This is a genomic window from Geobacillus sp. C56-T2 (assembly GCF_007829715.1).
GTDB lineage: Bacteria > Bacillota > Bacilli > Bacillales > Anoxybacillaceae > Geobacillus > Geobacillus icigianus.
This window is the reverse complement of record NZ_VJWB01000001.1, coordinates 68,575-91,902: the sequence shown is the minus strand read 5'-3', so window position 1 is coordinate 91,902 and position 23,328 is coordinate 68,575. Positions and strand designations below refer to the sequence as shown.

19 protein-coding genes, 10 tRNA genes and 2 rRNA genes are annotated in these 23,328 nt (G+C 53.8%); all 31 read right to left on the bottom strand.

Annotated elements, in window-relative coordinates; all coding sequences use genetic code 11:
- Positions 1–341: 341 nt before the first annotated feature.
- Positions 342–1,899: ribosomal RNA gene (locus GC56T2_RS00495) — 16S ribosomal RNA — on the bottom strand.
- A gap of 276 nt (positions 1,900–2,175) precedes the next feature.
- Positions 2,176–2,248: transfer RNA gene (locus tag GC56T2_RS00490), tRNA-Ala, on the bottom strand.
- A 13-nt stretch (positions 2,249–2,261) separates the two neighbouring features.
- Positions 2,262–2,335: transfer RNA gene (locus GC56T2_RS00485), tRNA-Pro, on the bottom strand.
- A gap of 4 nt (positions 2,336–2,339) precedes the next feature.
- Positions 2,340–2,413, bottom strand: a tRNA-Arg gene (locus GC56T2_RS00480).
- A 3-nt stretch (positions 2,414–2,416) separates the two neighbouring features.
- Positions 2,417–2,502: transfer RNA gene (locus GC56T2_RS00475), tRNA-Leu, on the bottom strand.
- A gap of 31 nt (positions 2,503–2,533) precedes the next feature.
- A tRNA-Gly gene (locus tag GC56T2_RS00470) sits at positions 2,534–2,608 on the bottom strand.
- Positions 2,609–2,617: 9 nt separating this feature from the next.
- Positions 2,618–2,702, bottom strand: a tRNA-Leu gene (locus GC56T2_RS00465).
- Positions 2,703–2,712: 10 nt separating this feature from the next.
- A tRNA-Lys gene (locus tag GC56T2_RS00460) sits at positions 2,713–2,788 on the bottom strand.
- 411 nt (positions 2,789–3,199) lie between these two features.
- Positions 3,200–3,275 (bottom strand) — tRNA-Val (locus GC56T2_RS00455).
- Positions 3,276–3,283: 8 nt separating this feature from the next.
- A 5S ribosomal RNA gene (gene rrf / locus GC56T2_RS00450) occupies positions 3,284–3,400 on the bottom strand.
- 239 nt (positions 3,401–3,639) lie between these two features.
- Positions 3,640–5,124, bottom strand: a complete 1,485-nt coding sequence (gene lysS, locus GC56T2_RS00445) for a lysine--tRNA ligase (RefSeq protein WP_144972337.1) — start codon at positions 5,122–5,124, stop codon at positions 3,640–3,642.
- Between the two features lie 274 nt (positions 5,125–5,398).
- Positions 5,399–6,400: a tRNA dihydrouridine synthase DusB gene (gene dusB / locus GC56T2_RS00440; RefSeq protein WP_033022338.1), complete on the bottom strand. Its 1,002-nt coding sequence runs from the start codon at positions 6,398–6,400 to the stop codon at positions 5,399–5,401.
- 16 nt (positions 6,401–6,416) lie between these two features.
- Complete coding sequence (locus GC56T2_RS00435) at positions 6,417–6,638, bottom strand: helix-turn-helix domain-containing protein (protein WP_033842708.1); 222 nt, start codon at positions 6,636–6,638, stop codon at positions 6,417–6,419.
- Complete coding sequence (folK, locus tag GC56T2_RS00430) at positions 6,590–7,117, bottom strand: 2-amino-4-hydroxy-6-hydroxymethyldihydropteridine diphosphokinase (protein WP_144972335.1); 528 nt, start codon at positions 7,115–7,117, stop codon at positions 6,590–6,592. The genes GC56T2_RS00435 and folK overlap by 49 nt, the downstream gene beginning before the upstream one ends.
- Positions 7,118–7,477 carry a dihydroneopterin aldolase gene (gene folB / locus GC56T2_RS00425; RefSeq protein WP_305040730.1) on the bottom strand — a complete coding sequence of 120 codons (360 nt, stop codon included), beginning with the start codon at positions 7,475–7,477 and terminating at the stop codon, positions 7,118–7,120.
- The gene (folP, locus tag GC56T2_RS00420) at positions 7,470–8,321 is read right to left on the bottom strand and encodes a dihydropteroate synthase (protein ID WP_144972331.1); all 852 of its coding nucleotides are present in this window, start codon (positions 8,319–8,321) and stop codon (positions 7,470–7,472) included. Before folP ends, folB begins: the two co-directional genes overlap by 8 nt.
- The gene (gene pabC / locus GC56T2_RS00415) at positions 8,321–9,196 is read right to left on the bottom strand and encodes an aminodeoxychorismate lyase (RefSeq protein ID WP_033022343.1); all 876 of its coding nucleotides are present in this window, start codon (positions 9,194–9,196) and stop codon (positions 8,321–8,323) included. Before pabC ends, folP begins: the two co-directional genes overlap by 1 nt.
- Positions 9,197–9,201: 5 nt before the next feature.
- Complete coding sequence (gene pabA / locus GC56T2_RS00410) at positions 9,202–9,777, bottom strand: aminodeoxychorismate/anthranilate synthase component II (RefSeq protein WP_144972329.1); 576 nt, start codon at positions 9,775–9,777, stop codon at positions 9,202–9,204.
- A gap of 6 nt (positions 9,778–9,783) precedes the next feature.
- Complete coding sequence (gene pabB / locus GC56T2_RS00405; RefSeq protein WP_144972327.1) at positions 9,784–11,205, bottom strand: aminodeoxychorismate synthase, component I; 1,422 nt, start codon at positions 11,203–11,205, stop codon at positions 9,784–9,786.
- Positions 11,206–11,320: 115 nt separating this feature from the next.
- Entirely contained in the window at positions 11,321–12,247 is a 927-nt protein-coding gene (gene cysK, locus GC56T2_RS00400) for a cysteine synthase A (protein ID WP_033022348.1), read from the bottom strand.
- A gap of 86 nt (positions 12,248–12,333) precedes the next feature.
- On the bottom strand, positions 12,334–13,218 hold the full coding sequence (gene hslO / locus GC56T2_RS00395; protein ID WP_144976946.1) for an Hsp33 family molecular chaperone HslO: 885 nt from the start codon (positions 13,216–13,218) through the stop codon (positions 12,334–12,336).
- A gap of 14 nt (positions 13,219–13,232) precedes the next feature.
- A complete protein-coding gene (locus GC56T2_RS00390; protein WP_033022350.1) occupies positions 13,233–14,009 on the bottom strand; it encodes a type III pantothenate kinase in 777 nt (258 codons plus the stop codon).
- A gap of 130 nt (positions 14,010–14,139) precedes the next feature.
- Complete coding sequence (ftsH, locus tag GC56T2_RS00385; protein ID WP_144972325.1) at positions 14,140–16,026, bottom strand: ATP-dependent zinc metalloprotease FtsH; 1,887 nt, start codon at positions 16,024–16,026, stop codon at positions 14,140–14,142.
- Between the two features lie 94 nt (positions 16,027–16,120).
- Positions 16,121–16,666 carry a hypoxanthine phosphoribosyltransferase gene (gene hpt / locus GC56T2_RS00380; protein WP_144972323.1) on the bottom strand — a complete coding sequence of 182 codons (546 nt, stop codon included), beginning with the start codon at positions 16,664–16,666 and terminating at the stop codon, positions 16,121–16,123.
- Between the two features lie 11 nt (positions 16,667–16,677).
- Complete coding sequence (tilS, locus tag GC56T2_RS00375) at positions 16,678–18,072, bottom strand: tRNA lysidine(34) synthetase TilS (RefSeq protein WP_144972321.1); 1,395 nt, start codon at positions 18,070–18,072, stop codon at positions 16,678–16,680.
- Between the two features lie 79 nt (positions 18,073–18,151).
- A complete protein-coding gene (locus GC56T2_RS00370) occupies positions 18,152–19,129 on the bottom strand; it encodes a protein kinase domain-containing protein (RefSeq protein ID WP_144972319.1) in 978 nt (325 codons plus the stop codon).
- A complete protein-coding gene (locus GC56T2_RS00365; protein WP_144972317.1) occupies positions 19,092–19,832 on the bottom strand; it encodes a VWA domain-containing protein in 741 nt (246 codons plus the stop codon). Before GC56T2_RS00365 ends, GC56T2_RS00370 begins: the two co-directional genes overlap by 38 nt.
- Before the next feature lie 66 nt (positions 19,833–19,898).
- The gene (gene spoIIE, locus GC56T2_RS00360) at positions 19,899–22,376 is read right to left on the bottom strand and encodes a stage II sporulation protein E (protein ID WP_144972315.1); all 2,478 of its coding nucleotides are present in this window, start codon (positions 22,374–22,376) and stop codon (positions 19,899–19,901) included.
- A 196-nt stretch (positions 22,377–22,572) separates the two neighbouring features.
- Positions 22,573–22,644: transfer RNA gene (locus tag GC56T2_RS00355), tRNA-Glu, on the bottom strand.
- Positions 22,645–22,659: 15 nt separating this feature from the next.
- A tRNA-Met gene (locus GC56T2_RS00350) sits at positions 22,660–22,736 on the bottom strand.
- 180 nt (positions 22,737–22,916) lie between these two features.
- The gene (locus GC56T2_RS00345; protein WP_033022363.1) at positions 22,917–23,315 is read right to left on the bottom strand and encodes a S1 domain-containing RNA-binding protein; all 399 of its coding nucleotides are present in this window, start codon (positions 23,313–23,315) and stop codon (positions 22,917–22,919) included.
- Positions 23,316–23,328: the final 13 nt, after the last annotated feature.

Genomic DNA, 23,328 nt, shown 5'->3' with positions numbered 1-23,328 from the left:
AACGAAGTCGCTCCATTGAGCTTGCTTCTTTGCTGGTTTGCGTCGAGGAATCTAGCTTCTCTGGACTCGCTTGTAGACGCAGACGCAAACGAAGCAGTGGAAGGAATTCTCATTCCTTCAAAACTGAACGAAACGAAAGCGCGGTGTTCATGCATATGGACTACTGTCTAGCTCCGGCCGCCATCGGCTCGCGACGCTTCGGTCCTGCTGCGGCGGCAACACATTGCATACGCTCCTGTGGCACCACCCACGCAGAACCAAGCAAAGCTTGGTTCGAGCCTCCTCGCAGGCCCTCCAGCGCGTTTCGCCGATAGGCGGGCGGCCTCCGCTTTTCCCCTTAGAAAGGAGGTGATCCAGCCGCACCTTCCGGTACGGCTACCTTGTTACGACTTCACCCCAATCACTTGCCCCACCTTCGGCGGCTGGCTCCCGTCAGGGTTACCGCACCGACTTCGGGTGTTGCAAGCTCTCGTGGTGTGACGGGCGGTGTGTACAAGGCCCGGGAACGTATTCACCGCGGCATGCTGATCCGCGATTACTAGCGATTCCGGCTTCATGCAGGCGAGTTGCAGCCTGCAATCCGAACTGAGAGCGGCTTTTTGGGATTCGCTCCCCCTCGCGGGTTCGCTGCCCTTTGTACCGCCCATTGTAGCACGTGTGTAGCCCAGGTCATAAGGGGCATGATGATTTGACGTCATCCCCACCTTCCTCCGACTTGTCGCCGGCAGTCCCTCTAGAGTGCCCAACCGAATGCTGGCAACTAGAGGCGAGGGTTGCGCTCGTTGCGGGACTTAACCCAACATCTCACGACACGAGCTGACGACAACCATGCACCACCTGTCACCCTGTCCCCCCGAAGGGGGAACGCCCAATCTCTTGGGTTGTCAGGGGATGTCAAGACCTGGTAAGGTTCTTCGCGTTGCTTCGAATTAAACCACATGCTCCACCGCTTGTGCGGGCCCCCGTCAATTCCTTTGAGTTTCAGCCTTGCGGCCGTACTCCCCAGGCGGAGTGCTTATCGCGTTAGCTGCAGCACTAAAGGGTGTGACCCCTCTAACACTTAGCACTCATCGTTTACGGCGTGGACTACCAGGGTATCTAATCCTGTTTGCTCCCCACGCTTTCGCGCCTCAGCGTCAGTTACAGGCCAGAGAGCCGCCTTCGCCACTGGTGTTCCTCCACATCTCTACGCATTTCACCGCTACACGTGGAATTCCGCTCCCCTCTCCTGCACTCAAGCTCCCCAGTTTCCAATGACCCTCCACGGTTGAGCCGTGGGCTTTCACATCAGACTTAAGGAGCCGCCTGCGCGCGCTTTACGCCCAATAATTCCGGACAACGCTCGCCCCCTACGTATTACCGCGGCTGCTGGCACGTAGTTAGCCGGGGCTTTCTCGTGAGGTACCGTCACCGCGCCGCCTTGTTCAAACGGCGCTCCTTCGTCCCTCACAACAGAGCTTTACGACCCGAAGGCCTTCTTCGCTCACGCGGCGTCGCTCCGTCAGACTTTCGTCCATTGCGGAAGATTCCCTACTGCTGCCTCCCGTAGGAGTCTGGGCCGTGTCTCAGTCCCAGTGTGGCCGGTCACCCTCTCAGGCCGGCTACGCATCGTCGCCTTGGTGAGCCGTTACCTCACCAACTAGCTAATGCGCCGCGGGCCCATCCGCAAGTGACAGCCAAAGGCCGCCTTTCAACCAAAGACCATGCGGTCTTCGGTGTTATCCGGTATTAGCTCCGGTTTCCCGGAGTTATCCCGGTCTTGCGGGCAGGTTGCCCACGTGTTACTCACCCGTCCGCCGCTGACCCAACCAGAGCAAGCTCCGATTCGGTCCGCTCGACTTGCATGTATTAGGCACGCCGCCAGCGTTCGTCCTGAGCCAGGATCAAACTCTCCAATGAAAGTTGATTGGCTTTGTAAGCTTCGGCGCCGACACCAAACGTGTCAAGCGGCCTCCGCTTTTCGTATTGTCTAGCTTCGGCCGCTATCGGCTCGCGACGCTTCGTGTCCCGCTGCTGCGGCGACACATTGCATACGCTCCTGTGGCACCACCCACGCAGAACCAAGCAAAGCTTGGTTCGAGCCTCCTCGCGGGCCTCTCAGCGCGTTTCGCCGATAGGCAAGCGGCCTCAGCCTTTCGTTGCGCTTCGTTTCGTTCAGTTTTCAAGGAACGAGGATGGAGCCTATCGGGATCGAACCGATGACCTCCTGCGTGCAAAGCAGGCGCTCTCCCAGCTGAGCTAAGGCCCCACGTGCTCCGCGATCGGGAAGACAGGATTTGAACCTGCGACCCCATGGTCCCAAACCATGTGCTCTACCAAGCTGAGCTACTTCCCGCTAACGCGCTCGAGAGGATTCGAACCCCTAACCTTCTGATCCGTAGTCAGATGCTCTATCCAATTGAGCTACGAGCGCAAGTGCCGAGGGCCGGACTCGAACCGGCACGGTAGTTACCTACCCCAGGATTTTAAGTCCTGTGCGTCTGCCAATTCCGCCACCCCGGCTAACAGGCAAAATCGATTAAAGACAAATAAATGGAGCGGAAGACGGGACTCGAACCCGCGACCCCCACCTTGGCAAGGTGGTGTTCTACCACTGAACTACTTCCGCCCAATTTTATGCGGGTGAAGGGACTCGAACCCCCACGCCCGTGAAGGGCACTAGACCCTGAATCTAGCGCGTCTGCCAATTCCGCCACACCCGCAAATCAATTGTGGTGAGCCATGGAGGACTCGAACCTCCGACCCTCTGATTAAAAGTCAGATGCTCTACCTACTGAGCTAATGGCTCATCGTTAGGATACACTCACATATTTGACGATGTCCCTTCCTCTACCAGCTGACTCGAAGATGCCGAGTGCGTCGGGACAACTCGCAGCAATTTCGAAGATGTAGCGCTCGTTGCTCTACCTACTGAGTGAATGGCTCATGTGATCATAACACTCTAAGTACTGATGAGCTCTACCTGCCTCTTCCTCTACCAGTTGTTTCGAGGAAGCTCGATGCGTCGAGGCAACTCGCAGTCAACCCGAAGATGCATTGCTCGTTACTGAGCGAATGGCTCATGGTTTGGTATACACTCAGATCTTTGACGATGTCCCTTCCTCTGCCAGCTGACTCGAAGATGCCGAGTGCGTCGGGACAACTCGTAGCGATTTCGAAGATGCAGCGCTCGTTGTTGCGCCAAAGGGATAGGTTAAGATGGTGGAGGATGACGGGATCGAACCGCCGACCCCTTGCTTGTAAGGCAAGTGCTCTCCCAGCTGAGCTAATCCTCCACGCCATCGCCTAGCAGCGACCTACTCTTGCAGGGGCGCTGGCCCCAACTACCATCGGCGCTGGAGGGCTTAACTTCCGTGTTCGGGATGGGAACGGGTGTTTCCCCTCCGCTATCACCACTAGGCGACCAATTAGACAAGTCATATTATAGCCGAATTGTTGCGTTTGTCAATACAATCTTTATTTTTGAACGCAACAGTTGTCATTTCAGCATGCTATCATAATATAGCACACCAAAAACGGTTTGTCAACGGTGATTTTTTACCTTCGTTCATAAAGACGACTTTTATTCTATACGCTTCTTGTTTTAAAGTCAATAGCCAATCGTCCCCTGTCAAGGAAAGACACAGGGGACGATCATTGTCATTTATGGCGCATCTGTGGGAAGAGCAGCACGTCACGAATGGACGGCGAGTTGGTCAAGAGCATCACCAAGCGGTCGACACCGATGCCAAGCCCGCCTGTTGGCGGCATGCCGTATTCAAGCGCTTCAAGGAAGTCCTCGTCCATTTCATGCGCTTCATCGTTTCCTTGTTCGCGCTCTTTTAGCTGCGCCTCGAAGCGTTGACGCTGATCGATCGGGTCGTTCAGTTCGGTAAAGGCATTGGCATGTTCGCGCCCGACGATAAACAGCTCAAATCGGTCGGTAAAACGCGGGTCGTCCGGATTTTTCTTGGCCAATGGCGAAATTTCAACCGGATGGCCGTAAATAAACGTCGGCTGGATAAGATGGGACTCGACTTTTTGTTCAAAAAACTCGTTGACAATATGGCCAAAGGTCATGTGGGGAGCGACTTCCACGCCATGTTCTTTCGCCAGTTCCCGCGCCTCTTCGTCGCTCATCTGTCGCCAGAAATCGACGCCGACATATTCCTTGATGGCGTCAACCATATGGAGGCGCCGCCATTCGGGCGTTAAGTCAACGGTATGTTCGCCGTATTGAATTTTCGTCGTTCCGAGCACTTCATTGGCGATGTGGGCGATCAAATTTTCGGTCAGTTTCATGATGTCGCGGAAATCGGCGTACGCCTCGTACAATTCGAGCATCGTAAACTCCGGATTATGGCGGGTGGAAATGCCTTCGTTCCGGAAAACGCGGCCGATTTCATACACCTTTTCCAAACCGCCGACGATGAGCCGTTTTAAATGGAGCTCGATGGCGATTCGCATATAAAGCGTCATATCCAATGCGTTATGATGCGTAATGAACGGACGTGCAGCCGCACCGCCTGCTACGGCGTGCATCATCGGTGTTTCGACTTCTAAGTAGCCATGGCTGTCAAGATACCGCCGCATCGATTGGATGATCAAACTGCGAGTAATAAACGTCTTCTTGCTTTCCGGATTCATGATTAAATCGAGATAACGCTGGCGGTAGCGCTGCTCAATGTCCTTAAGGCCGTGGTACTTCTCAGGCAGCGGGCGCAACGACTTGGTCAAAAATTCGTACGACGACACCTTAATGGAAAGTTCGCCGACTTTCGTTTTGAACACCGTGCCACGCACGCCAACGATATCGCCAAGGTCGGAGATTTTAAACAGTTCGTACTGTTGTTCGCCGACATCGTCTTGGCGGACATAAATTTGGATTTGCCCTGTAACGTCTTGGATGTGGGCAAATCCCGCTTTGCCTTTGCCGCGCTTAGTCATAATGCGACCGGCGATAGCGACTTCGATCGGGTTTTCTTCTAGCTGCTCTTTTGACCATTCACCGTATAGTTCAAATAGCTCTTGTGCCTTGTGCGTGCGCTCGAACCGTTTGCCAAATGGGTCGACGCCCAATTCTTCGATTTTTTTCAGCTTTTCCCTGCGGACGCGCAGTTGGTCGTTCAATTCTTCGTGACTCATAGCTCATTCACTCCATTTAGCGATTTTTTACGAAAAATACTGCCAGCACCCGCTGGCAGTTCTCCGCTGCATGAACATCGTCCTTGTTGGACCATGTCATCTTCTATGGTCATGCATAGAAGACGGGGGCTTCTCTGATCATCCCATCTTATGCCGGAAAATGGGCTGAGCGATCCCCGTGCGCCCCACGGTTCGATCACCGCCTTCGGTTGCGTCTTGACGCATTCCCCACTCTCCCTTTGCTTCGGAGCAGGAACCGTCTTGCAAAGCGATGCTAAACAGCTTCGGCGTTCGCCGCTGCTTGGGCTTCTGCTTCTTCCGCTACTTGAAGCAACAGCGCGGCCAGTTCGTCTCGCGTTTCGCATTCGTTGATGGCATTGCGGATTTTCGCTGCACCGCGAATGCCCTTTAAATACCAAGCAGCGTGTTTACGCATTTCTTTTACGGCGATATATTCGCCTTTTAAGGCAATCAATCGATCCAAATGCAACAGGCAGACGTCGATTTTTTCCCGCGGCGTTGGTTCGGGGATGAGTTCCCCCGTTTCTAAATAGCGGACCGTGCGGTAGATCATCCACGGATTGCCGAGCGCCGCCCGCCCGATCATGACACCGTCGACTCCTGTCTCTTCCAGCATCCGTTTGGCATCTTGCGGCGTTTTGACATCGCCGTTGCCGATGACCGGGATGTTGACCGCTTCTTTCACTTGCTTGATGATGTTCCAATCCGCTTTTCCTTCATACATTTGCACCCTTGTCCGTCCGTGGACAGCGACAGCTTTGCCGCCGGCGCGCTCGACGGCTTGAGCGTTTTCGACGGCGTAAATGTGCTGTTCATCCCAACCGATCCGCATTTTCACCGTGACCGGTTTTTCCACAGCATCAACAATCGCGGCAACGACATCATAGATTTTATTCGGATCAAGCAGCCATTTCGCTCCAGCGTCACAATTTGTAATTTTCGGCACTGGACAGCCCATGTTAATGTCGATGATATCGGCATTCGTATTTTTATCGACAAATTTCGCCGCTTTGACAAGCGTTTCTTTCTCGCCGCCGAAAATTTGCAAACTGATCGGCTTTTCCCGCTCATCGATGTACAACATATTCAACGTTTTTTCATTGTTGTATACGATTCCTTTGTCGCTGACCATCTCAGCGCATACGAGCCCGGCACCGAATTCTTTGACGGTCAGGCGGAACGCCGAGTTGCACACGCCTGCCATCGGGGCGAGCACAACACGGTTTTTGATTTCGACGTCACCGATGCGAAACATCGAAAACGCCTCCTTTCTACTTGTTTGATTCGAACGTTGGCGGAGACAGCTCCTCCACTGACACATTCAACCGTTCGGCGATTTGCCCGATGAGCGCATCGGATGGCATCCGATTACCACGCTCAATTTCACCAAGGATGGATACTGAAATGCCAAGCTCCTTAGCCAACTTTTCTTGTGTATATCCTTTCAGCTTTCGAAAAGCGCGAATACGTCTTCCCCATCTTTCTGCTTCCATAGGCGAACTCCTTTTTTGTCCGGCAGCCGGTCAATGATGTCGGTTAGCGGTTCAGAAAGAGTTGGTATGGTCACAAACGCATTGACTTCCAACAACGGAATGAGCACAAACGCCCGCTCCATCATGCGCGGATGCGGGATCGTCAGTTGCTCTGTCTCAATATTTTCATGATTATACAGCAAAATGTCAAGGTCTAACGTTCGCGGCCCCCAACGAACTTCCCTTTTTCTCCCCAATTTTTGTTCGATTTCTTGAGTCACGTCAAGCAAGGCAAACGGTGATAGCGTTGTCGCCACCTCGATCACCATGTTTAAAAACTTGCCTTGATTGACGTAGCCAACCGGATCAGTTTCATAAATCGATGAGCTGGAGGTGATAAAAATTTCTTTATGATGATAGAGCGCTTCAATGGCAGAACGCAAATAGGAAACACGATCTCCAAGGTTAGAGCCTAAAGCGAGATATGCAATGTTTTCCATTTAACGACCCCTATCAATTTCGACTGCGACATATTGATAATGGCCGCGGATCGGCGGATTCGGCTTTGTCACTTTGACAATGCAACGCTGAACAACAGGAAAGACGGCGAGCAAGTCGGCAGCGATCGCTTCAGCGACCGCCTCGATCAAGGCAAACGTCCGCTCTTCCACGATCACCCGGCAGTGCTCGTACACATCGGCGTAGTTGACGGTATACTCAAGACGATCGCTCCGCCCAGCGGGCTGCAAATCGAGCTCCAGCGTCACATCGACTAAAAACCGCTGGCCGAGGATGTTTTCTTCGCGAAGCACCCCGTGGTAACCGTAAAATTCCATGCCGTGCACGTAAATTTTATCGATGGCCGCTCTCTCCCTTCCCGAGCATAGCATCCATCATTTTCGCCATGCGAGCGATCGGCAATACATCGTGGACACGGACGATATGCACGCCTTTGACGATGCCGAGGCAAACGGTCGCGCCCGTCCCTTCCAGCCGCTCCTCAACTGGGACATTGAGCACATGGCCGATAAACCGTTTGCGCGACGTACCGAGCAACAGCGGATAGCCAAGAGCGGCAAATTCGTCAAGACGGCGCATCACTTCCAAGTTATGCTCGACCGTCTTGGCGAAGCCGATGCCTGGGTCTAAAATGATGTTTTCCTCTTTCACACCGGCTCCTTTGGCAATGCGAATGCTTTCCTGCAAATCAGCGATCATGTCGGAAATCAACTCGCGATACGCCATATCGCGGCGGTTGTGCATTAAAATAATCGGCACGCCGTACGTGGCGGCGACGCGCGCCATATCGGGATCGGCTTTTGCTCCCCAAACGTCGTTGATCATGTGTGCTCCGGCTTCGATCGCTTGCCGAGCGACCTCTGCTTTGTAAGTGTCAATGGAAATGGGTACGTTCACTGCCTTGGCGATCGCTTTGACCGCCGGGATGACTCGGCGCAGCTCTTCATCGAGCGGCACTCGATCTGCCCCCGGACGAGTTGATTCCCCGCCGATGTCAATGATGTCTGCTCCTTCCGCCACAAGCTGCTTCGCGTGCTTGACCGCGTTTTCGATGTCGTAAAACCGGCCGCCGTCGGAAAACGAATCGGGTGTAACGTTGACAATGCCCATGATCAACGTTTTTTTGCTTAAGTCAAATTCATGCCCTCGGCATTGAAGCCGAAGAGGGCGCGTCAATGTTGTCATCAGCCGTTCATCCTTTCCGCCAATTCATTCCTCGTCCATAACTGATGGGCCAAGCGCCGGTAATGATGCTGCAGCGTCTGAACGACCGGGCCGTTTTTTCCTTGGTAGACGCAACGGCCAATGCGGAAAAGGGGGACAATTTCCTGCACCGAGTTGGTGATAAACGCTTCATCCGCCTGCAACAGATGGGAGAGCGGATAGGCCCCTTCTTCGACGGGAATGCCCAACTGTCTGAGCAATGCGATGACGAATTGTCTTGTGATGCCGTTCAATATGCCGACAGCCGGCGCCGGCGTGTAGACAACGCCGTCTTTCACCCAAAAAAGATTGGAAACGATCCCCTCCGCTACCGCCCCTTCTGAATTCAAAAAAATTCCTTCTGCATCCGGTCGATGTCCGAGCTCCCATTTCCCAATCATATTGTTTAAATAATGGTGCGACTTTAGTCGCTCCTTTCCTTCCGGGCTGTTCCGCCTTGTCGCGAGCACCACCCCTTCTTTTCCTTCCGAGGGGGCAGGAGGCGGCAGCGGCTTCATATAGACAATCACGGTCGGACTTCGGTACTTTTCGATCGGCAAGCCGAGATCGCCGACCCCGGCCGATACATTGAAGCGCACATACGCGTCGCACAAGCCGTTGGCCTCAAGCAACTGTTCGATGATCGCCACCGCTTCGGCGCGGCCGAACTGCCTTTCGATGTGAAGCTCAGACAGCCCTTTGTTCAATCGGGCCAAATGATCGTCAAGCAAAAATGGGTGACCGCGATACGTGCGGAACGTTTCAAATAAGCCGAGCCCATATAAAAACCCGTGATCGAACGCTGACAGCCGAGCCTCCTCGCGCGGAACGACCGCCCCGTTCATATACACATACATGACCGTCACGCCTTTTTATATGTGTCGATAAAATTTTTCAATAGCTGCATCCCATGGCTCGTCATAATCGATTCCGGGTGAAACTGCACGCCTTCCACCGGCAGCGTGTGATGGCGAATGGCCATCACTTCCTCCTCTTCCGTCCAAGCCGACACGACGAAACAGTCCGGAAGCGTCTCTTTCTCGACGATCAAGGAATGGTAGCGCGTGGCCGTAAACGGGTTCGGCACGCCGCGGAAAATCGTCTCCCCATCATGGTAGACGGACGATGTTTTCCCGTGCATCAGCCTTGGAGCGCGGACGACGCGGCCGCCGAATGCCTGGGCGATGGCTTGATGGCCAAGGCAGACGCCGAAAATCGGAATTTGACCGGCAAAGCGATCAATGACTTCTAGGCTGACCCCTGCCTCATTCGGTGTGCAAGGACCGGGGGAAATCATGATAAAATCGGGGCGGAGCCGTTCGATTTCAGCCACCGTAATTTCATCATTCCGTTTGACAATCAGCTCTTCGCCCAACACACCCAAATATTGCACCAAATTGTACGTAAACGAATCGTAATTATCAATCATGACGATCATCAATTCTCACCTCGTGCTCAAAAATAATGCCTCTGCTTCGCTCAGCTCTTTCGCTTTCCAAAGGGCGGCCGCTTTCTTTACACATTCCTTGTACTCATGCTCCGGGTTGGAGTCGATGACGATGCCCGCCCCTGCTTGGACATGCGCCAATCCATCTTTGACGACCATCGTGCGAATGGCGATGTTGAGCTCCATGTTGCCTTGAAAATCGATCCAACCGATCGAACCCGTATACAAGCCGCGGCGAACCGGCTCCAGCTCTTCAATAATTTCCATTGTTCGCACTTTGGGGGCGCCGGTGATCGTCCCGCCGGGGAACATGGCGCGAATGACGGAAAACGCATCGTGCTCCGGCGCCATCGTGCCGGATACGTGAGAAACGATATGCATCACGTGAGAATACTTTTCGATAGTCATCCATTCGTCCACCCGAACCGTCCCGTAGGCACAGACGCGCCCAAGGTCGTTCCGTTCGAGATCAACGAGCATGGCGTGCTCGGCCCGCTCTTTTTCACTCGCCAGCAACTTGCGGGCAATTTGTTCATCCTCTGCCGCCGTCCGACCGCGCGAACGTGTGCCGGCAATCGGCCGCGTCTCAAGGCGCCATCCCCGCTTGCGGACGAGCAACTCCGGCGAGCCGCTGACCACTTGAAACTCCGGGGTGTGCAAATACGCCATATAAGGGGATGGATTTAGAGCCCGCAACTGTTTGTAGACGGCAAATGGGTGTGTCAACAGCGGCTGCGACTGGCGCACCGATAGGTTGACTTGAAACACGTCACCCGCCGCAATATAGCGCTGCACGCGGCGAACCGCCTCCATAAACCGCTCTTTTGTCATTGACATAGATGGCGTCGCTCTCGAGGCGGCAAACGGCCAAACAGGGGATTCCGTCCAGTCCTCGAGCCACATCCGCGCCTGCTCCTCAAGCCGCTGCTTGGCATCGTCTTCCTCCCCTTCATTCGCATAGGCAAGCAAATGAAGCTGTTCCGTTTGGTGGTCATAAATCGCTACGTCATCAAAGAGAAAAAAATACAAAAACGGCAGTCGCAAATCATCTTGCGCGAGCACCGGGAGCCGTTCTAAATAACGAACGGCATCATAGCTAACGAAACCGATCAGCCCGCCTTGGCAAGGCAGCGAGTCGCCTTCATCCGACACGGCGAACGAGCGAAACCATTGCCGGAGCCCTTCAAGCGGCGAGCCATCGAGCACCGTTTCATCCTCGCGCTGCTTGATGAGGAGCCGCCGCTCATCAGCGCGGATCACTCCGATCGGGTCAAGGCCGATCACGCTATACCTTCCCCCTTGACCGCTCTCCAACAACACATGATGAGACCGGCCATAGGCCAGCCGCTCATACTGGCGGAACCAATCCCGCCCGCGATAGTCGATCGTTCGTTTCAGTCGCCTGCGCCGCTGCTTCATCCTTGTCAGCTCCTTATGGTGTCCATCGTTACTCTTATTGTACAATGATTCGCTGTTCCGGTCATCCTCCCTATAAAAAATTCGACAGGGTCGCCCCTGCCGAGAAACGCTAGTCTTATTCTTCGAACTGATAAAGAGGAGTGCTCAAATAACGTTCGCCGTTGCTCGGGATGATGGCGAGCACTTTTTTCCCTTTGCCGAGCTCTTTCGCCACTTTCAATGCCGCATGAATCGCGGCGCCAGACGAAATTCCGCCGAGAATGCCTTCCTCGCGAGCCGCGCGGCGGGCCGCCGCAAACGCTTCTTCCGTAGTCACCGTGATCACTTCGTCGTAAATGCTTGTATCTAAAATATCCGGAATAAACCCGGCTCCAATTCCTTGGATTTTATGCGGACCCGGTTTGCCGCCAGACAACACCGGCGAATCGGCCGGTTCAACGGCATAAATTTTAATGTTCGGATACGCCTCGCGCAATACTTTTCCAGCACCTGTAATCGTTCCGCCCGTGCCGATGCCGGCGACAAACGCATCGAGCTGGTCGCCCATTTGCTCCACGATCTCTTTGCCGGTCGTCAAGCGATGAATTTCCGGGTTCGCTTCGTTTTTAAATTGCTGCGGCATAAAGTAGCCGTGCTCGCGGACGAGCTCTTCCGCCTTGGCGATGGCGCCGCGCATCCCTTGTGCGCCGGGTGTGAGCACAAGCTCGGCCCCATACGCCCGCAGCAGGTTGCGGCGCTCCAAGCTCATCGTATCCGGCATGACCAAGACCGCCTTATACCCTTTCGCCGCCGCGACCATCGCCAAACCGATCCCAGTGTTGCCGCTTGTCGGCTCAACGATCGTATCGCCCGGCTTCAGCTTGCCTGCTTTTTCCGCCGCTTCAATCATCGCCAGCGCAATCCGGTCTTTGACGCTGCTGCCCGGGTTCATAAATTCCAGCTTCAAGTACACGTCCGCGCTGTCTTCATCGACGATGCGGTTCAATTTCACGGCCGGCGTATCGCCGATCAATTCCGTGATCGAGTTGACTGTGCGTGCCATGATTCCACCCCTAATCCCGATTAATTTTATCGAATTTGTTTCCAATGTATCAGTTATTGGCGTAATTGTCAATCATTTTGATGTTTTCATCCTTTTTTGGCGAGTTGCTTGAGCTGCTCCAGTTCCTCTTTGGTAAAATGATATGCTTCGTTGCAAAAATGGCATGAAGCCTCGGCCTTGCCTTCTTTGTCAATGATGTCTTGGATTTCATCAGCCCCTAGGCTGATCAAGGCGTCCGCAATCCGCTCGCGCGAACAGCGGCAAGCGAAAGACACCGGCATCGTTTCGAGCACCCGCACGCCGCCATCGCCGAGCAGCTGTTCGAGCATCTGCTCCGGGCTGAGCCCGCTTTCAATCATGCGCGACACGGGCGGAATTTGTTTCAATCGCTCTTCAATGCGGGTGATCGTACGCTCGTCCGTTCCGGGCATTAACTGGATGATAAAACCTCCCGCCGCCCGAATCGTATGATCGGAATTGACGAGCACACCTACGCCGACCGATGACGGAATTTGCTCGGACGAAGCAAAATAATACGTAAAATCATCGCCGAGCTCCCCGGAAACAAGCGGCACTTGTCCGGTGAAAAAGTCACGCAGGCCTAAATCTTTCACGACCGTCAACATCCCATTTTTGCCAACCGCCCGCGCCACATCGAGCTTCCCATGCTCATTCAGTTCAAAATGGACATGCGGGTTTGTCACATAGCCACGCACTTCCCCTTTGGCGTTGCTGTCGACCAAAATGATGCCGATCGGGCCGCCGCCGTCAATTTTTATCGTCAACGTTTCCTCGCCTTTCAGCATCGCCCCCATCATGACGCCGGCGGTCAACGCCCGGCCGAGGGCCGCTGAGGCGGTCGGCCACGTCTGGTGGCGGCGTTGCGCTTCGGCAACCGTCTCCGTTGTCCTTGCCGCATACGCCCTCACTTGTCCATCATAAGCGAGCGCTTTCACTAAATAATCGTTCATCTCCATCAAGCCTTTCATCCTTTTTTCTCTATATTTTTCTCATACAACAATTTCAGTCCTGTCAGCGTTAAAAACGGATCCACGACATCAATGACGTCCGACTCGCTGGCAATGAGCGGAGCGAGACCACCGGTCGCAATCACCTTTGGCGGAACTTTGCTTTTGGCTTTCATTCGGGAAACGATCCCTTCCACCTGCCCAACGTAACCGTACACGATGCCCGCCTGCATGGCGCTGACTGTATTTTTGCCAACAATATCGTCCGGACGGGCGATTTCAATACGCGGCAACTTCGCCGCCCGCGCGAACAGCGCTTCGGTTGAGATCATAATTCCCGGGGCAATGGCCCCTCCCATATATTGTTTATGTTCATTAATGTAACAATACGTCGTCGCCGTGCCAAAATCAACGATGATGAGCGGACTGCCGTACAGGTGGATGCCGGCGACCGCATTGACAATTCGGTCAGCTCCGACTTCGCGTGGGTTTTCGTATTTGATGTCAAGCCCGGTTTTAATGCCGGGACCAACAATCAGCGGCTTAATATGAAAATATTTTACGCACATCCGCTCAAGAGCGAACATGATCGGCGGCACCACCGATGAGATGATGATGCCATGAATGTCGGAAAACTGAAGACCGACATGGTTGAAAAGCGACTTGATCGTCATGCCGTACTCGTCTTCCGTCTTCGCCCGGTTCGTCTCAATGCGCCAATGGTGCCTCAGTTCATCGCCGTCGTAAACTCCTAACACCGTGTTTGTATTGCCGACATCCAAGACAAAAATCATCGCTTCATTCCTCACTTTTCACAAATAAAATTCCCCTCTCTATCATATCATAATTGCCGCCAAAAAGCCGGCTCTCTTCCCGGCGCAGCGGCAAAAAAAAGAGATGCCTCCAAAACAGAGACATCCGCTCTCATTCGTCTTTCTTTTGAATGTTGATTTTGACATCCCCGGTCTCGTCGCGCCCTTTGCGGTCTGGCGGCAACGTACCGTGTTCAAACAAATGCTTGATTTGTTCGGCATCGAGCGTCTCGACTTCCAACAAGGTATTGGCGATCAAATCCAATTTATCCCGGTACTCGGTCAAAATTTGTTTCGCTTTGTCGTAGCATTCCTTGATGATGCGTTGAATCTCTAGGTCAATTTCATACGCGATCTTGTCGCTGTAGTTTTGTTCGTTATGCAAATCGCGGCCTAAAAACACTTGCCCGCTCGGTTGGCCAAATTGAAGCGGTCCGAGCTTTTCGCTCATGCCAAACTCCGTCACCATGCGGCGCGCGATGTTCGTCGCCCGTTGGAAATCGTTGTGGGCTCCGGTGCTTACTTCGTTGAACACAATTTCCTCGGCAACGCGCCCGCCGAGCAACCCGGTGATCTTATCCATGAGTTCGGCTTTCGTCATAAAGTAGCGGTCTTCTTTCGGCAACATGACCGCATAGCCGCCGGCTTGGCCGCGCGGAACGATCGTCACTTTGTGCACCATTTCCGCATCGGCGAGCACCATGCCGATCACCGTATGGCCGGCCTCGTGAAACGCGACGATGCGCCGTTCTTTTTCGGAAATGACGCGGCTTTTCTTCGCCGGTCCGGCAATTACCCGGTCCGTCGCCTCATCGATGTCGCTCATATCGATTTTCTTTTTGTTGCGGCGCGCAGCTACAAGCGCCGCTTCATTGAGCAGATTTTCCAAATCGGCGCCGGAAAATCCCGGTGTCCGCATGGCGATCGTCTTCAAGTCAACCGATTCATCGAGCGGCTTGTTTCGGGCATGCACGCGCAACACCGCTTCGCGCCCTTTGACATCCGGCCGGTCGACAGTGATTTGCCGGTCGAAACGGCCCGGCCGCAACAGCGCTGGGTCTAAAATGTCCGGTCGGTTCGTCGCCGCGATAATGATGATCCCTTCGTTGCCGTTAAAGCCGTCCATTTCGACAAGCAGTTGGTTGAGCGTCTGCTCGCGCTCATCGTGGCCACCGCCAAGACCGGCGCCGCGCTGGCGGCCCACGGCGTCAATTTCATCAATGAAGATGATGCACGGCGCATTTTTTTTCGCCGTTTCAAATAAGTCGCGCACGCGCGAGGCGCCGACCCCGACGAACATTTCTACAAAGTCCGACCCGCTGATCGAGAAAAACGGCACGCCCGCCTCCCCTGCGACCGCGCGCGCCAGCAGCGTTTTCCCTGTCCCCGGCGGCCCAACAAGCAGCACTCCTTTTGGAATGCGGGCGCCGAGCTCCGCAAATTTGCGCGGGTCTTTCAAAAACTCAACGATTTCGACGAGTTCCTCTTTTTCCTCGTCCGCCCCAGCCACATCCCGGAAACGGACTTTCCGCTTGTCATCCGTATACAGCCGCGCCCGGCTTTTGCCGAAATTCATCACCCGGCTGCCGCCGCCTTGCGCTTGATTCAGCAAGAAGAAAAACAAAATAAACATGATGACAAACGGGAGGATGGAGGTAAAGAACGTCACCCATCCGCTCGTTTCATCCGCCGGCACCACTTCCACCCGCGTTCGCGCCGCCGCAGCGTCAATGCGGTCAAGCACTTTATCGCTGTTCACGACATAGGTGGAAAAATACTGCCCCTCATTATATGTTCTCAATCGCCCTTTAATTTCATATACGCCGCGCTCCGGCTTAATGGAAAACGATTCAACATCCCCGTTTTCCAGATGAGTGATAAACCTATCGTACGTCATCGGCTCCGTCCGCTGATTCGTTCCGTTAAAAAAGCTGACAACGCCGATCACGACGAGGAAAATCAGCAAATAAAAGATGGTGTTGCGGAAAATCCGGTTCATTGCTTGCCTCCTCCCATATGAAACACACTATACTCAATACTATCATAGAAATTTGCTGAAATACAAACAATTCGGCCGGCGCGCAACAACGGTTCTACTTCTGGTACACTTCCGGCTTCAAGACGCCGATAAACGGGAGGTTGCGGTATTTTTCCGCGTAATCGAGCCCATAGCCGACGACGAATTCATCCGGGACGGTAAATCCGGTGTAATCGGCTTGAATGTTCGCCTTCCGCCCAGACGGCTTGTCAAGAAGCGTGACGATTTTGATCGAATTCGCCTTCCGGTAGCGGAACAAGTCAACGAGATAGCTGAGCGTCAGCCCGCTGTCAATAATGTCTTCAATGATTAAAATGTCGCGCCCTTCCACTGACGTGTTCAAGTCTTTGACGATTTTCACTTCGCCGGATGAAACCGTCGCATGGCCGTAACTTGACACATCCATAAAATCCATTTCCAAATATGTATCGATATGCTTAAGCAAATCGGCCATAAATGGCATCGCTCCTTTGAGGACGCCGACAGCGAGCGGAAAACGGCCTTCATATTCTTCGGTCAACAGACGGCCAAGTTCCCTGACTTTTGCCTGAATTTCCTCTTCCGTAATCAGCACTTTTTGGATATCGTCTTTCATCCCCATCTTTTTTCCTCCTAGCTGTTCATCGCCTGATAGTGCAACAAAATATATGGGCCTTTCCCTTGGTTTTTCGCTTCAAAAGCCGACTTTTTCAGGCCGGGCACCCAAAGGACGCGGCCGTCGGCATCTTCCACCACCGGCCAGCAATCCCTCTCCATCCGCGGAACTTTCGCTTCAATGAAAATTTCCTTCAGCTTTTTCGTCCCTCCCGTTCCTTTCAGCACCATGCGGTCGCCGTGACGGCGCGTCCGCACGTAAAGCGGCAACGCGATGGAAGCGGGATCGATGATGAACACGTCTTTGCCCGCCTGCTTTCCCGGATAGTGTTCCCGAAATTCACTGACAATTGCGCGCCCGTTTGGGAGAGGCAATCGCGCCGGAACGGGCAGCTCGAACCGATACCCTTTTCCGCCCAGTTTTTGGCCGAAGGTGAACAAGCAGCGGTCATACGAACGAACCGCTTGCAGCCCTTGCGGCAAATCAAGCGTCCCGGAAGGTTGGCCGCTTTCACAAAGCATCAGTATATGATGGATATGTACAGATGTCAACGCTGGCGGAACGCCGCCATAAAGACGGAGTAGCAGCTCTTGCAGCGCCCGGCGTTGCAGCGGTCGGGGCAGCGCTAAAAACGGGCCGATGCGAAGCACGACATCGCCAAGCTCGTTTTCCATTACTTTATTCAGCGCCTCTGACGCCAATTCCTCTAAAAACCGTTCATCTTCCGCCATCATTTCGCTATATTGCTGAAAGCGTTCGTGCAGGCGCGGATTTTCCTGCCGCAGCAGCGGGATAATATGATGACGGAACCGATTGCGCGTATAGTCGTCCTTTTCATTGCTCGGATCGCGCCGCGGGGCCAATCCTTCTTTGGCGCAATAGTCTTCGATTTCGGCGCGGCTGACGGCCAAAAGCGGGCGGATGAGATCGCCTCCTTGAAACGGCCGCTTCACCGGTATGCCGGCGTACCCTTTGCTCGTGCTACCGCGGACGAGCCGCATCAAAATTGTTTCGACTTGATCATCGCCATGATGGCCTAACGCGAGGTACTGAGCCTGATGTTTTTCCATCAATTTGGCGAAAAAATCGTAACGGCAGCGGCGCGCCGCTTCTTGGGCGCCCATGCCCATGCGCCGCTGAAACGCTCGAACATCGATTTGCGCCGCCTCACATACAATACGATGCTGGGCACAAAAATGTTTCACAAACTCCATGTCTTCTTCTGATTCCCGGCCGCGAAACATATGGTCGACATGGGCAGCGACAAGCCGCAGCTTCCGCTCGCCGCGAAGCGAAAGCAAAACATGCAGCAACGCGAGCGAATCAGGCCCCCCGGAGACGCCGACAATGACCGTCGTTCCTTCGGCAAGCAGCCGATGCTTGTCGATAAACGCACGCACTTTCTCGATCATCGATAAAACCCTTCTTCACCCTTTTAGCTTCATCGTAACACGTTCATCTTATTTTCTCAAAACTTCCGTTTGCTGATCGTTACATTGACAGCTGCCGATAAATATAAAAGCCATAGAGGCCAAGCAATAAGGCGGCAATCAGGACGGTCTCCACTACCCCTCTCGCTTTGCGGCGCCTATTCGTTCGCCGGCTAGGTCGGCGGCTCGGCGCTGTCTGGCGACGAACGTTGTGGGTGGTTGGCCGATGCGCGGAAGCGGCCAATAAGTCGCGGCGCATCTCGGCCGCCTTTGCATATCGGCCGTCAAGCGCCTTTTGCAGCACTTCCTTATAGCGTGAAAGAAAACGGTCCGCTTCAATGAGGGCAAAAAGCTGCGCCCGTCCGTTCCCCTTTTTTTCTATCGGACCTGGGTAACAAGAAGCTATCATCACCATGGCGGCGGCAAACAAGTCGTACGACGGTTCGGCTTTGCGCGATCCAAGCCCCCAGTAACCGCGGTCGTACAATTCGGTGAACTCTTTGACCGCCCTGCCCTGCAGCGTCGTCCCTCCTACGTCCAATAGCCGAACCGAAGGCGGAGGGCCGGTGACCATTAAATTGTCCGGCTTTAAATCACCGAACACCCAGCCTTCTTCATGCAGCCGCTCGAGCACCGACAACAGCTGCACGAGCAGCACGGGCGCCCACTCTTTTCCGTGGCGGCGGACAAAAACCGTGAACGGCTCTCCTTCAATATACTCCATGACGTAAAACGGAATCGTGCCTCGGGCGAATGGGCTCGGCCAGTCATCGGCTTCCAGCAAAGAAGGCCCGAGGGCGGCTCCCTGGACCTTGGAAAAGCGGCGCAATATATTCATTTCCGACGCCAATGACGCGTAATCATCGCTCAATTTGACAGCGACCCGATTCCGCCCGTTCTCCGCCAAATAGACAACGCCGTTGGCCCCGCTGCCAAGCCGCCGCAGCAGCCGATACGAATGGCCGTGCCATTTGCCGGTGATGATCGTACCCGGCGGCAAGCTACAAAGATGACTCTTCCACGTATGGCTCATCGCCATGGCCGATCCAGCTCCTTAGCGACCGTTTTCGCTCAAAATAGGCGATCGCTTCGCGCAGCGCCGGCCCGGTCGGCGTCAGTCCGCCCGATGCCAGCTTCGGAAAAATCGCCGATAACTCCTCCATTCTCGGCGTCCAGTCGACCATTTTTTCCACATGCGATCGTTTTCCCGGGAAAATCAAGACCGAAAACCGATTGGTGCCCATGCGCGCGTTTAAACTGAGCGACAAATCGACGAGCGCCTCCTTGACGGTCGGCAGTTTCGTTTTCATGCTTCCGCTTGTGTCGATTAAAATCAGCACCTCAAGTGCGACCGTTTCCCCGAGCTCATCGACGACTTCCATCACTTGGCCGCGCTTGTCCGGCGGCAAATCCTCGAGCGAAGCGTTCGAGCCTAAAATTTGCTTCAGCTCGCGATTGACGAGCCCTTGCAGCGTCTGGGTCATCGCTTGGCGCGTCACCATTTGCACCGTCTGCGACAGCTGCTTCGCATATACAATTTGACTCATGCCGCCGCCGGCGGCCGCGATCGCCTCGATTTCCCGGCGGCCGTTTTCATCGATTGTATCTTGATCCAACACGCCAATCACGTTCACGGTAATCCCTTGCTCGCGGGCGAGCGCCGCCATGGCGGCCGGGTCCTCGCCATGATTGGAACAACCATCGGTAATGAGCAAAATTTGCCGCAATGTTCCTGTTCGCACGTTCGTTCCCCCTCCTTGACGAATGTATTACCATCATCGCCGCAGGGAACGGTTTTTATACCCCGACTACTGCGCCTTTTTCATGTACATATAAGCGGGAATGGTCGCCCATTTCGGAGTGTTGTGTCGGACTTTGGCAACGACGACCGTCATGTCATCTTCAATTTCCCCTCCGCATTGCCGGATCACTTCCTCCATAATCACATCGGCCACTTCCTGCGGATCGTTCGTTTTCAATTCTTGAATTTTCCGCTTCATCCATAGATCGTGGTTTTCCACATTGATCGGCCCTTCAAACACGCCATCGCTCATCATAATGAGCAAATCGCCGGATTTCAGCTGCTCGGTGACCACGTCAAACTCCACTTCTTTAATAATCCCCATTGGCAAATTGCTCGCTTCCACCTTCATCACTTTGTTGCCGCGCTTAATGAAGCTCGGTGTCGAACCGATTTTCAAAAACTTGGTCGTTGCGTCTTGCAAGTCGATGATCGCCAAATCGAGCGTCGCATACATATCTTCGGTCGTCCGCAACGCTAAGATTGAATTGATCGACTTAATCGCAATCGATTCATCCATTCCCGTCTGCAAAATTTTTTGCAACAGGCGCAGTGTTTCGCGACTTTCATAATGCGCCCGCTGGCCGTTGCCCATGCCATCGCTGATGGCGACCGCGTATTTGCCGGTCGCAAGCTCAATCGTTGCATAGCTGTCACCGGAAATGAATCCTCCGCCTTTTGCCGCGAACGCGACGCCCGTTTCGACGACGAACGCCTTTGTCGAACCGAAAGCGACGCGGCAATACCCGTTCGGATAGGCGGCGCACTCCTCGCGCTTGACAACGATCGTCTCGCCGAGAATATCGGACAGCATCGGGGCGATCAGCTTTTCGCACTCGCCGCGCCCTTCACAATACGGAATGCTCATTTCAATGTCGATATTTCCTTTTTCTAAGCTGTAAATGTCAACATGTCCGACTTCGACGCCAAACTCTTGCAGCGCGTGATAAATTTGTTCTTCCTGCAAGTAATGATTTTCCTGTTCTTTTTGCATTTCTTTGGCGAAATCATCCATGACCTGTGAAACGCCTAGCAGCTGCTCCGCCACTAGTTTCCGGCTTTCATGGATTTGCCGTTTGAGCCTGCGGTTCGCCTGATAGGTGACCATTTCCTTTTCAATGGCATCAACGACTTTGCCCGCCTTGACGCAGTACCGCTCCCACTCGCGCATCAACGACTGGTTTTGTCCGATCGTTTGTTCATCCGCTTCACGCATCATTTGTTTCATATAGGTATACGTCGTATGAAAGTTGTCGGCCCAGCATTGCACTTTCTTAAAGCACGTTTGGCATGTCTTTTCCGTAATGTCGCTGAGAAAGTAATCGACCTCGCGCTCCTCATATTCAGCCGCCTCCCTTAATGGCTCGGGGGAAAAACTTTCCGCCAGCGCCTGAAAGACGTTCGAAAACTGATAAACGCGCTGTGCCGTCATATCGCGAATTTTGCGGACGTATTGCTGCTGTTCGTTCACATATTCGGCGGTACCAGGGATGTGTTTCGCCATTTTCTCCGTCAGCGAACGGGGGGTGGCGAAAAACAGCGCGGCAGCGATGAGCGACTCCAAAAGCGTCGGCATGATCTCGGCCTTCCCTGATCCGTACAAGCCGAGCAATAAGGTGGCAATGAGTAGGCCGAGCGCAACCCCCGGCTTTTTCCCCTCCTTTAACAGCCCGCCAAGCAACCCCGCAAACGCCAGCAAACTCATTTCTGACAAATTGCCGACATTGGCTAAGCTCAAAACGAGACCGGTGACGACGCCGACGGTCGAGCCGGTCGCTGCTCCAGCTACAAACGCAAATAATAACACAAGATAGCGCGATGCCACATGCTCGAGCGCCAACCCCGACAGCGTCCAGCCGATCATTCCCGTCAGCATGGAGGCGAGCAAAATAATCAAGGAAATGATCTCTTCCGCTCGCAGCGTATGTCGATGTTTCCGCGCAGCCAACAGCGGAATGCTCTGCATGAAAATCAATGTCAAGACGAGCGACAGCCCGGCTTCGACCACAGCCATCGCCACGTCGTAAGCCGTCCGCTCCCCAAGCCAATAATAAGAGATGAGCCATTTAGCGGAAAACGACAGCACAAATACAACAAACGGAACGATTTTCAGCGACTCGCTAATCACCTTTCGCACCCAGCCATAAATCAGCAGGAACGCAAACATGGATAAGCCGACAAACAGCGCAGCGTCAAACGACAATGTCAAAGCGCCGGCCAGCAAGGAAACGAAGGCAAAAGCCGCCTTGTCACGGCGCAGCATATAGACCGACACAAAAAACGGCAAGGCAAACGGTGTCAGTTTTGATAAGATGAGGGCTCGTCCAAGCAAAAAGCCGACAAGAAGAAGCAAAAAGCCTTGATGAACGAACAGATGGCCAAGACGCAACTTCACATGACGCATCCAACGCGACACCGTCGCCTGCGTTTCGTTCATCGGCACTTCCGAAATGCGACGCACCGTCCCTCTTTCCGCTCTTTCCATTTCCGATCCTCTCCTTTTCCTTTCTATTACCCCCTATTATATCGCTTCAATTGTCAGAAATTTGTCAAAACAAAAGAGAAAAATCAAAAATCGTTCGACGTTTTCTACGGAAAACCGCCGCCGATGCCCCTCTTCCGACAGCAGAAGACAAAAAAGAAAACGAGCATGTCGCTTGATAGCGCATGCTCGTTTTCCATGACCCGTACGGGATTCGAACCCGTGTTACCGCCGTGAAAGGGCGGTGTCTTAACCACTTGACCAACGGGCCGTTTTGTATGAGATTTGGTGGCGGTGGAGGGGATCGAACCCCCGACCTCACGGGTATGAACCGTACGCTCTAGCCAGCTGAGCTACACCGCCTCGTGCAACAGTTACTATCATAACGAAGAAGACGACCGTTGTCAATACACATAAGCGAAAAAGGTGAATGGAAAATACATCCTGTTGTTGGCCGCGCGAAACAAAAAGCATCCATATCCGATGGATGCTTGTAGATTCCGCTTTTCGTGATCGTTCCCATCGCAGTCTTTCAGCAGCAAGTTACCCTCGTCTCGCCCCACGACCTCCCCGCTTTGATTCGGTATGACGGCGCAGCGATGCCAACCGGTCTTCACTCTCTTTCAAAAAACGGCTGATTTTTTGTTCAAGGCTGTCCGCTGCGGAGCGATCGTGGCCCCGATGGCGCGGCCGCTGCGAAGAAGGCGTGTCTTTGGCTTTGCGAATCGATAAGCCGATTTTTCCATCTTGACCGACGTTGATCACTTTCACGTACACGAGATCGCCGACTTTTAAATGGTCGTTGATGTCCTTGACATAGTTGTCGGCCACTTCGCTAATGTGAACGAGTCCCGTGACCCCCTCCGGCAGCTCCACAAACGCCCCAAATTTCGTAATGCCTGTGACTTTGCCTTGTAACTTGCTGCCTACTTCAATCGACATAAAAAAAGTGCTC